Source organism: Xanthomonas cassavae CFBP 4642 (assembly GCF_000454545.1).
In the GTDB taxonomy this organism is placed as follows: domain Bacteria; phylum Pseudomonadota; class Gammaproteobacteria; order Xanthomonadales; family Xanthomonadaceae; genus Xanthomonas; species Xanthomonas cassavae.
In genome coordinates, this window is the sequence record NZ_CM002139.1 from 1,697,353 (window position 1) to 1,705,695 (window position 8,343).

The 8,343-nt window shown below is 66.2% G+C and carries 6 protein-coding genes; all 6 read right to left on the bottom strand.

Features of this window, described 5'->3' with window-relative positions:
• Positions 1–317: 317 nt before the first annotated feature.
• Positions 318–860: a phosphatase PAP2 family protein gene (locus tag XCSCFBP4642_RS0107560; RefSeq protein ID WP_029219264.1), complete on the bottom strand. Its 543-nt coding sequence runs from the start codon at positions 858–860 to the stop codon at positions 318–320.
• A complete protein-coding gene (locus tag XCSCFBP4642_RS0107565; protein WP_029219265.1) occupies positions 841–1,977 on the bottom strand; it encodes a glycosyltransferase family 4 protein in 1,137 nt (378 codons plus the stop codon). The genes XCSCFBP4642_RS0107560 and XCSCFBP4642_RS0107565 overlap by 20 nt, the downstream gene beginning before the upstream one ends.
• 216 nt (positions 1,978–2,193) lie before the next feature.
• Positions 2,194–3,720 (bottom strand): exopolyphosphatase, encoded by a 1,527-nt coding sequence (ppx, locus tag XCSCFBP4642_RS0107570; RefSeq protein WP_029219266.1) that lies wholly within the window; start codon positions 3,718–3,720, stop codon positions 2,194–2,196.
• A 58-nt stretch (positions 3,721–3,778) separates the two neighbouring features.
• Positions 3,779–5,881: a polyphosphate kinase 1 gene (gene ppk1 / locus XCSCFBP4642_RS0107575; protein ID WP_029219267.1), complete on the bottom strand. Its 2,103-nt coding sequence runs from the start codon at positions 5,879–5,881 to the stop codon at positions 3,779–3,781.
• 118 nt (positions 5,882–5,999) lie between these two features.
• Complete coding sequence (gene phoR, locus XCSCFBP4642_RS0107580) at positions 6,000–7,328, bottom strand: phosphate regulon sensor histidine kinase PhoR (RefSeq protein ID WP_029219268.1); 1,329 nt, start codon at positions 7,326–7,328, stop codon at positions 6,000–6,002.
• A 75-nt stretch (positions 7,329–7,403) separates the two neighbouring features.
• The gene (gene phoB, locus XCSCFBP4642_RS0107585; RefSeq protein WP_002806631.1) at positions 7,404–8,093 is read right to left on the bottom strand and encodes a phosphate regulon transcriptional regulator PhoB; all 690 of its coding nucleotides are present in this window, start codon (positions 8,091–8,093) and stop codon (positions 7,404–7,406) included.
• Positions 8,094–8,343: the final 250 nt, after the last annotated feature.

An 8,343-nucleotide genomic window follows, 5' to 3' on the forward strand; every position in this document is an offset into this window, starting at 1 on the left:
CTCTCCCGCGGTCGCTCAGACCTATGGGTTATCGGTCGACCACGCCGCCTCTCGACGCCTAATCTGGCAGATCGCCAAGAGATAAGGGGTTGGGGTGAGGGTAAGGGCGAAGCCACTCGGCAATCGATAACACCAGGCTTCGCACGTACCCTCGTCCGCCCCTGCGGGGCACCTTCTCCCTCATAAAGGAGGACAATGTCCCGCAGGGAGAAGGGCGGGCAGAGACGCTCTGAAATTTGCTGGGTTCGTCTTGGCTGCCTGTTCGCCTGCATTGCGCCGGTCGGTCGGAAACCGGTTGTCATGCAAGCCGCTACCGCTTACCCCAGCACCGCAGGCAGCCCCCACAGCGACAGGCTCGCCAGCACCACGCCGATCGCCGTTGCGGCGAGCACGTCGCTGGGATAATGCAGGCCCAGCACCACGCGCGACAGCGCAACACCGGCAGAGAACGGCACCAGCAGCGGAGCCAGCCCCGGGTAGTAGGCGAGTGCGACGATGCTGAAGGACACCGCGTGCAGGGTGTGCCCGGACGGAAAGCTGAACTCGTCCAGCGGTGCCACCCAGGCGCGGATGCGTACGTCGGCTGCGTAGGGGCGTGGGCGGCGGGTCCAGCGCTTGAGCGCCCTGTACAGCGTCAGCGCCAGCACGCCGGTTGCGGCCATGTGCGCGGAGGCACGTACGCCGTCCATGCCGTCGAGTAGCACCAGCAGCCCCATCAGGCTGTACCAGAACACGCCGTCGCCCAACCGGCTGATCGCGGCAAACGTGCGCCGCACCGGATGGCGACGGCACCAGTGATTGGCGCGCCGGCACCAGCGCGCTTCGTGACCGCGCCATACCTCAAGCCGCGTTGACGACATAACGCCCCCGTGCAGCGCTGATTCCCAGCAACAAGGCTTCGAAGTCGGAGACCACATTGTCCGGGTGCAATTTTTTCATCGCCTGTGCGGCGTCCGTCCCCAGGCGCTGACGCAGTGCATCGTCCCGCGTCAGCGCCACGGCGGCCTGGACGAAGGCCTCATCGGTCTCCACCGCCGCGCCGGTCTGGCCATCGCGAAGGTACTCGCGAGCGGCGCCGTAGTCGAAGGCGACCGTGGCCACACCGCTGGCCATGGCTTCCAGGGTCACATTGCCGAAGGTCTCGCTGCGGCTGGGAAACAGGAACAGATCGCCGCTGGCGAAGTGGCGCGCCAGGGCGTCGCCGCGCTGGATGCCGCTGAAGATGAAGTCGGGATTTTCATGCGCGATCTTCGCCCGCGACGGTCCATCGCCCACCCAGACAAAGCGCGCCTTCGGGCGGACCTGCTGCAGCTTGCGGAATGCATGCACGGCCAGCGGCAGGTTCTTTTCGTTGGCGATTCGCCCGACATAGATCGCCGCAAAACCTTCATCTTCGATACCCCATTCCGCCCGCAGCGCCGGATCGCGCCGGGCCGGATCGAACTGCCGGCTGTCCACCGCGCGCGCCAGCAATTGCACCCGCTCGAAACCGCCGTCGCGCAGGAACTGCTGCAGCTCGCGGGTAGGCACCAGGGTGGCTTCGGCCTGATTGTGGAAGCGACGCATCCAGCGCAACGCAGTGCCCTGCAGCCAGGCGGCACCGTAGTCGGGCAGGTACTCGTCAAAGCGCGTATGGAAGCCGGTGGCGACTGGAATGCCCAGCCGACGTGCCGCACGCATCGCCGACCAGCCCAAGGGGCCTTCCGTGGCCACATAGACCGCATCCGGTTGCGTGCCTGCCCAATGACGGAGGAGACGTTGCGTTGCCGGCAACCCGAACTTCAGTCCCGGGTAGCGCGGCAGCGATGCGCCGCGCACCAGTAGTGCCATGGCCGCGTCGGTATCGCTGCTCTGCCGTGGACGCACCACGTCCACCTGGTGTCCGCGTGCGCGCAGGCCGGTTTCCAGCCCGTGCACGGTCAGCGCTACACCGTTGACTTCGGGCGGATAGGTTTCGGTAACGATCGCGTAGCGCATGCCCGTTCTCCGGTTTTCGCTAGCTTCCGGGAGGGCGATGGCATGGATGTTGCGCGCACAAGTCGCGGGGGTGACAAGTGCGACGGAATTGGGAATTCGGGATTGGAGATTCGCAAAAGCGGCCTTCGCGCATCTGGGCGAGCACGCAGTACATCACGTGCCGCGATCAACAAATCCCGAATGCCAAATCCCGAATCCTGCCTGAGGCCGCAGGCCTCAGGTCACAAACGGTTTGAACGCGATCCCCAGCCCGGCCATGCTTTCCACTTCGCCGATCAGGTCGGCGCGCAGCAGCGGGCGTGAGTCGATCCAGCTTTGCGACAGGATCAGTGACAGCCGTGTGTCTTCGGCAGTGAGTTCCAGGGTCGGAATCGGGTCCGCCTCGTGTGCGCGGTGCAGCAGCACCGCCAGGCGCAGCAGCGCGGCCTTGCGGCGGGTTGGCAGCAGCAGGCGGTCGGGCAGGGCGTCGAAGGCGGTCTTGGGCACGTTGCGCCGATGCGTGCGCACCAGCGCCGCCAGCACCTGCTGCTCCTGCCGCGAGAAGCCGGCGATATCGGAGTGCTCCAGGATGTAGCTGCCGTGCACGTGGTACTGGCTGTGCGCGATGATCAGGCCCAGTTCGTGCAGGCGCGCGGCGCGGCGCAGCACCTGCGCATCGTCGCCGTCCAGTTGCCAGGAGTCGCACACCTGATCGAACAGGCGGCAGGCGGTGGCCTCTACGCGTTGCGCCTGCACTTCGTCGATGCCGTAGCGCTGCACCAGCGAGGCCACCGAACTGTCGCGCGGGTCGTTCTGGCCGCCGCGGCCAAGCATGTCGTACAGGATGCCTTCGCGCATCGCCGCCTTGCTGACCATCAGCTTCTCCAGCCCCAGCGCCTGGAAGGCCGCTTCGAGCACCAGAATGCCGCCGGCAATGATCGGCCGGCGTTCGGCGGCCAGCCCGGGCAGCTGGATGTCTTCGATGCGCTTGGCCTTGAGCAACTCCTCGCGCAGCGCCGGTAGCGCCTGCGCGGTGATCGCGCCCTTGGTGAGCTTCATTGCCGCGCAGATCTCGCCGATCGCCTTGTGCGTGCCCGACGAGCCGATCGCTTCGTGCCAGCCCAGCGCCTTGTACTGGCCGGCGAACTGCTGGAATTCGGCGCCGATCTCGGTCAGTGCGTCCTTCCATTTCTTCTTGGACAACTTGCCGCCCGGGAAAAACCGCCGGGTGCTGGCGATGCAACCGGCCTGCAGGCTTTCGCGCTCCAGGGTCTGGAAGCCACGGCCGATGATGAATTCCGTGGAGCCGCCGCCGATGTCGATCACCAGCCGGCGCTGGTCGGGCTTGGGCGGTTGCGCGTGGGTCACGCCGAGATAGATCAGGCGTGCTTCCTCGCGGCCGCTCACCACCTCGATCGCATGCCCGAGCGCGGTTTCTGCCGGCATCAGGAACGTCTGCGGCGAGCGCAGCTGACGCACCGTGTTGGTCGCCAAGGCACGCACGCGCAGCGAGGGCACGTCGCGGATACGCTGGCCAAAGCGCGCCAGACATTCCAGTGCGCGCTGGCGCGCCTCGTTGGACAGGCCGCCCTTGCCATCCAGCCCATCGGCCATGCGCACGGTTTCGCGCAGGCGGTCGACCACCCGCAGCTGACCCAACAGGTAGCGCGCGATGACCATGTGGAAACTGTTGGAACCTAGATCGATGGCGGCAAGAAAATCGCCATCACGCAGGGGGGCAATCGTGGGGGAGGATGTTGGCATGGGCCGCATGGTAGCCGATGGGCCGTTGGCCACGTGAGAGACCACGGCCGCAGCGTTTTCAGATCCGATCGAGCAAGGTCATCTGCGCCGAATGGGCCGGTTCTCCGGGGGCAGGGGTACGCTTGTGGTAGACGCCTTCTGCATCCAGCTCCCAGGCGCTGACGTTGTCGTCCAGATAGTTCTGCAGCACCTCGCGATACACGCGCCGGGCCAGGTCCGGGTCCAGGATCGGGAAGCAGGTCTCCACCCGGCGCAACAGGTTGCGTTCCAGCCAGTCGGCGCTGGCGCAATACAACTCGGCCGCGCCGTCGTTGCCGAACCAGTACACGCGGCTGTGTTCGAGAAAGCGCCCCACGATCGAACGCACGCGGATAGTGTCGGACACGCCCGGCACGCCCGGCCGCAGCGTGCAGGCCCCGCGGATGATCAGGTCGATCTGCACGCCGGCCTGCGAGGCGGTGTACAGGGCGCGCACCACCTGCGGTTCGTTGAGCGCGTTCATCTTGGCGATGATGCGGCCAGGGCGGCCGTTGCGGGCCAGGCGGGTTTCGCGCTCGATCCGTTTCAGCACGCCGGCATGCAAAGTGAAGGGCGACTGCAGGAGTTGATCCAGCTTCATGCGCGGGGCCAGCCCGGACAACTGCTGGAACAGCATGTGCACATCGTTGCCGATCTCCGCATCGGCGGTGATCAGGCTGATGTCGGTGTACAGCCGCGCCGTGCCGCTGTGGTAGTTGCCGGTGCCCAGGTGCACATAGCGTTTGAGCTTGCGTCCTTCGCGGCGCACGATCAGCAGCATCTTGGCGTGGGTCTTGTAGCCAACCACGCCATACACCACCTGCACGCCAGCCTCCTGCAACTTGTCGGCCAGCCCCAGGTTGGCCTCTTCGTCGAAGCGCGCGCGCAGCTCCACCACCACGGTCACGTCCTTGCCGTTGCGCGCGGCCAGGATCAGCGCATCGACGATCAACGAGTCCTTGCCGGTGCGGTACAGCGTCTGCTTGATCGCCAGCACGTTCGGGTCGACTGCCGCCTGGCGGATCACATCCAGCACCGCGGTGAACGCATCGAAGGGGTGGTGCAGCAGCACATCGCCCTTGCCGACGATGTCGAAGATGCCTTCGCTGTCGCGCAAGGTGCGCGGGTTGAACGATGGATACTTGAGCTCGGGGCGCTGCACCAGGTCGTAGACCTGGGTGACGCGGCTGAGATTGACCGGGCCAACGATGCGATATACCGCGTTCTCGTTCAGGCCGAAGTTCTGCAGCAGGGTGCGCATGATCGGCGCCGGGCAATCGTGCGCAATTTCCAGGCGGACTGCCGGCCGATAGCCGCGGGTGACCAGTTCGTCGCGCAAGGCGAGCGCAAGATTTTCGACTTCTTCCTCGTCCACCACCAACTCGGAATTGCGGGTGACGCGGAACTGGTAGGACCCCTTGACCTGCATGCCCGGGAACAGTTCGTCCACGAACTCGGACAGCACCGAGGACAGGAACACGAAACTCTGCGCGCCGTCCGGCGACAGGCTGGCCGGCAACTGGATGATGCGCGGCAACGAACGCGGCGCCCGCACGATGGCCAGGTGCCCGGCGCGACCGAACGCGTCCTGGCCTTCCAGCACCACCACGATGTTCAGGGTCTTGTTGAGGATCTTCGGGAACGGATGCGCCGGATCCAGCCCCAGCGGCGACAGCACCGGCATGATCTCGTTACGGAAGTAGGCGCGCAGCCAGCGTTTCTGCCGCGCCGTCCACGCGCTACGGCTGAGCACGGCCACGCCGGCCTCTTCCATCGCCGGGCGCAGCACCTCGTTCCAGGCGTGGTACTGCTGCTCCACCAGCTTGGCCGCGCGATCGTGCACGGCATTGAGGATGGCCGTGGGGCTCAAGCCATCCGGTGCCGGCGGCAAGCCGAACTCCTGCGCATGCCGCACGGTGGCGGCGCGGATCTCGAAGAATTCGTCCAGGTTGGTGCAGGAAATGCACAGGAAACGCAGGCGTTCCAGCAGCGGCACCTGGTCGTCCAGCGCCTGCGCCAATACCCGGAAATTGAAGTCCAGCTGCGACAGCTCGCGGTTGATGTACAGCGCCGGATCACGCAGCGGATCGGTGGCGATGTCGTCGCCGGGTGTGACGTCATGCAGTTCTTTGGCGTGGCCCATGGAGTCGGTCATCAAGGCGAAGTGGTGTGCGTGGTGTGCGGCGCGTGGGCCGCGGCGCAGGCAATGCGACACGGAGGGCGCCGGTGCATCGCGCGCTGCGGCCTGCACCTCCTACATATCACGCCGAGCGTGACAGTGGCAGGGACTGTTCGCGTTGCACGACACGGGCAGCCACGAAATGGCACGAGAATTCGCTGCCGCGTCCCACCTCGCTTTCGATGTCCAACCGCGCCTGGTGCAGGCCCAGGATGTGCTTGACGATCGACAGCCCCAGTCCGGTGCCGCCGCTCTCGCGCGAGCGGCTGCTGGACACGCGATAGAAGCGTTCGGTGATGCGCGGCAGATGCGAGGCGGGGATGCCGTAGCCGGTGTCGCGCACCGCCAGCGCCGCACCGTCGCCTTCGCGCAGGAAGCGGATCGTGACCGTGCCGCCGCCGGGCGTGTAGCGCACCGCGTTGGTCACCAGGTTCGAGAACGCGCTGTGCAGTTCCTTGTTGGAGCCGAGCAGATCCACGCCGGCCTCGTCGATCACTTCCACCGTGTGCCGGCCCTGGCTGTGCGCCTCGGCCTCGCGGCGCAGGGTGGACAGCATCGGCGCCATCGCCACGTGTTCTTCGCCGAGTTCTTCCTGCGATTCCAGCCGCGACAGGGTCAGCAGGTCTTCCACCAGCTGCGCCATGCGCTGCGACTGCTTGCGCATCTCCGCCAGCATCGGGCCCGAGTCCGGGAAGTCTTCCGGGTCGAGCATGTCCAGGTAGCCATGCACCACCGTCAACGGGGTGCGCAGCTCGTGCGAGACATTGGCCACGAAGTCGCGGCGCACCTGTTCCAGTCGCAGCAACTTGCTGACATCGCGCGCCACCAGCAGCCAGTAGTCGTCGGAGTACGGGATCAAACGCAGATTCAGGCGTAGATCCGGGTCTACCGGCGAGGCGGCATCCAGCATCGGTTCGGCATTGCGCCCGGCCGCCAGCCAATGCGCCAACGGCAACGGTTGCAGGCGTTCCACCACCGACACGCCCATGTCGCCGGGATGGTGCAGGCCCAGCAGGCCGCCGGCGGCCTTGTTGAACCACTGCACGCGCTGGCTGTTGCGGTCCACCACCACTACCGCATCCGGCAGCGCCTGCGCGGCGGCGCGATAGGTGCGCAGCATGTCGATCAGGCGTCGCTTGCGCCCGCGCATTTCCGCCTGGCTGCGGTACAGCAGGCGGTCCAGTTCGTTCCAGGCGCCGACGCCGGCCGCCGGCTCGGCGCGCTGGCGCGCGGTGAGCCGGCGCAGCACCTGGCGCAACCGCCAGTAATGCCAGCTCAGGACGCCCAGCGCGGTGAGCGTCAGTGCCATCCACACATGCTCGATCAACACGCCCACCACGACGGCAGCGCCCAGCAACAGCGCAAGGGTGCCGAGCGTCTTGAGCCAGGCGGAACGGATATGTTGAGGCATGGAAGGCGTTACCACGAAGCGTCAGGTAGGCAGCTGCCCGGCCCGTGCGGCGGCCTGGCGGCTGTGCGGCAACGATCAGGTTGCCGACGAAAAACGATAGCCCGAGCCACGCACGGTCTGCACCATGTTTTCCAGGCCAAACGGTTCCAGCGTCTTGCGCAGGCGACGGATGTGCACGTCGATGGTGCGCTCTTCCACGTACACGCTGCCGCCCCAGACATGGTCCAGCAGCTGGGTACGCGTATACACGCGCTCGGGGTGGGTCATGAAGAAATGCAGCAGGCGGTATTCGGTCGGGCCGATCGGCACTGGCGCATCGCCGGCGAACACGCGGTGCGCGGCGCCATCGATCCGCAGGCGGCCCACCGCCACGCTGCCGTCTTCGTCGTCCTCGCGGGTGCGCCGCATCACCGCACGGATGCGTGCCAGCAGCTCGCGTGCCGAGAACGGTTTGACCACGTAATCGTCGACCCCGGCTTCCAGACCGCCCACACGGTCGTTCTCTTCGCCGCGCGCGGTCAACATGATGATCGGAATCTCGCGTGTCAACTGCTCCTTGCGCCAGCGCCGCGCCAGATCCAGCCCGCTGGTGCCGGGCAGCATCCAGTCCAGCAGGATCAGATCCGGCACCCGGTCGGCGATGGCGGTCTGCGCTTCGCGCGCGTCGCCTGCATGGATGGGTTCGAACTCGCCTTTGCGCAGCGCGAACGCCACCATGTCGCGAATCGCGGGTTCGTCATCGACGATCAGAATGCGTTTCTGCACGCGGGGCTTACCGTCTGGTTTTGATGATCGCCAGTAGACTACGGTTTTGTGACTCTCATGTGACATGGCCGGCGCAGGCCTCTATCGGCCAGCAGTTCTGCAAAGCGAACTGAACCGATCAAGGTGACAAGGCCGGGCTGGACCTCGCATGCTTTAGGGAAACTCTGAACAACTCCCCCTGATCCTGCGACAATCGCACAGAGGCACCAGGACGATGACGATGCAACTGACCTTCGGCGACGCGGAGTAC

What these genes read in the sequence shown, in the direction of transcription:
- XCSCFBP4642_RS0107560 (WP_029219264.1), bottom strand. Translation starts at nt 860, where the DNA reads ATGTCGTCAACGCGGCTTGAGGTATGGCGCGGTCACGAAGCGCGCTGG.
- XCSCFBP4642_RS0107565 (WP_029219265.1), bottom strand. Translation starts at nt 1,977, where the DNA reads ATGCGCTACGCGATCGTTACCGAAACCTATCCGCCCGAAGTCAACGGT.
- ppx (WP_029219266.1), bottom strand. Translation starts at nt 3,720, where the DNA reads ATGCCAACATCCTCCCCCACGATTGCCCCCCTGCGTGATGGCGATTTT.
- ppk1 (WP_029219267.1), bottom strand. Translation starts at nt 5,881, where the DNA reads ATGGGCCACGCCAAAGAACTGCATGACGTCACACCCGGCGACGACATC.
- phoR (WP_029219268.1), bottom strand. Translation starts at nt 7,328, where the DNA reads ATGCCTCAACATATCCGTTCCGCCTGGCTCAAGACGCTCGGCACCCTT.